Origin of the sequence: Paenibacillus phytorum (genome assembly GCF_013141715.1) — a bacterium.
In the GTDB taxonomy this organism is placed as follows: Bacteria; Bacillota; Bacilli; order Paenibacillales; family NBRC-103111; genus Paenibacillus_E; species Paenibacillus_E phytorum.
Genome location: NZ_WHOA01000067.1, coordinates 1 through 1562 on the forward strand (window position 1 = coordinate 1; position 1562 = coordinate 1562).

1 protein-coding gene is annotated in these 1562 nt (G+C 46.0%); it reads left to right on the plus strand.

Annotated features, from left to right (window positions below; all coding sequences use genetic code 11):
- Positions 1 to 1264 (plus strand): carbohydrate-binding protein (locus GC098_RS08455; protein ID WP_246358508.1); only part of this gene is annotated, 1264 nt, incomplete at its 5' end.
- Between the last annotated feature and the right edge of the window lie 298 nt (positions 1265 to 1562).

Here is a 1562-nt window from a genome sequence, read left to right on the forward strand (position 1 = left end):
AGGGGTAGCAAATCCCAACAACGTGCCATTGACAACAAGCATTAGCGTAACTGTACAATATGTTGGTAAAGTAGAAGTGGAAAATTATGTTAATATGTCTGGGATTCAGACAGAGGACAGCTCAGAGGGTACAAAGGATGTAGGATACACAGATCCGGGAGACTGGATGGACTACGTTGTGAATGTGCCAGAGACAGGAGTTTATAAGTTAAATTACAGGGTAGCTGTAAACGGTGGTAATACAGGTAAAGTCAATTTCCTTGTAGATGGTGTTTCTCAAAAAATAACATCGTTGCCGTCAACCGGAGGTTGGCAGAATTGGAGTACAGTATCCGACGAAGTTTCCTTAATTGCTGGCAGCCATACGATAAGGCTGCGCGTAGAAGCAGGCGGATGGAATATTAACTGGTTTGAGTTGGTGGCACCGGCAGCGCCAGTAACACCAAAGTCTACATTGACAGGTGTACAGCAGGTGAACTCTGGTCAGGCCTTCAATCTTACGATGGGACTGACCGACGTTACGCAAAGCGTATACCAGCAAGTGTATGGGCAAGATTTCACACTACAGTATGACCCTGCAAGTGTGCAATTCGATTCGGTGACATCCCTGAAAGAAGGATTCCAAGTCATTGATCAAAAGGAAACAGCTCCGGGTCAACTCCGGATTGTCGCTGCCAGCGTAGGCACGAATGTACCTGCCCAAGGCGATTTGCTTGCAATCCAATTTACGGCCAAATCTGTCACGCAGGCAACCAATACGACAATTTCTGTAGACCATGTTGTGATTGCCAATGCAGAGGGGAATGAGCTGCAGGTCGGCGCAGCTTCCCGTGAGATACAAATCACTGTACCTAGTGTACCTGTAGATAAGTCGCTCTTGAACGCAGCGATCACAAGCGCTCAGGCGATGTACGATGCAGCAATGGAAGGCAATGGAGATGGACTGTATGTGATTGGCTCTAAAGCACAATTGCAGTCGGCTATTGATGCAGCCAAAGCGGCAGTAAACGATTCGAATGCTACCCAACAGCAGGTGGATAGCGCGAAAGCCGCATTGGAAGCAGCAGTTCAAGTGTTCGAAAGCAAGAAAATAACCGCAGATATCAATGGAGGCGGTATCTCCATTGGAGACTTGGCTGTGGTTGCAGCGGCTTACGGCAAACAAACAGGCCAAGCGGGCTGGAATGAGAAAGCGGACGTAAACCATGACGGTACCGTTGACATTGTAGACCTTGCCATCGTAGCCAAAGCGATCTTGAAATAAAACAAACCCGCAATTATGTTTGCTTTAGTGAAATTTAGGATGGGCCGGTAGTGAAATGGGGGGGGAGGAGATCTATTTTCTCCCCCTCCTCACTTTTTCGATTCAGCCCTCAGGCCGTAACGTCAATTTGTTTGCTTTATATCGTAGTCATTTTATGGAGAATGGACATTCCTAGTTATCCTTCATTACGACCTAACATTTATAATAAATGAATTTCATAGAAAAGAGGTTCCGCTATGAAGCAGCGTTCATTCCTGTCCTTGATCATAATCATAATCTTATTATTTTTTGGGACTAC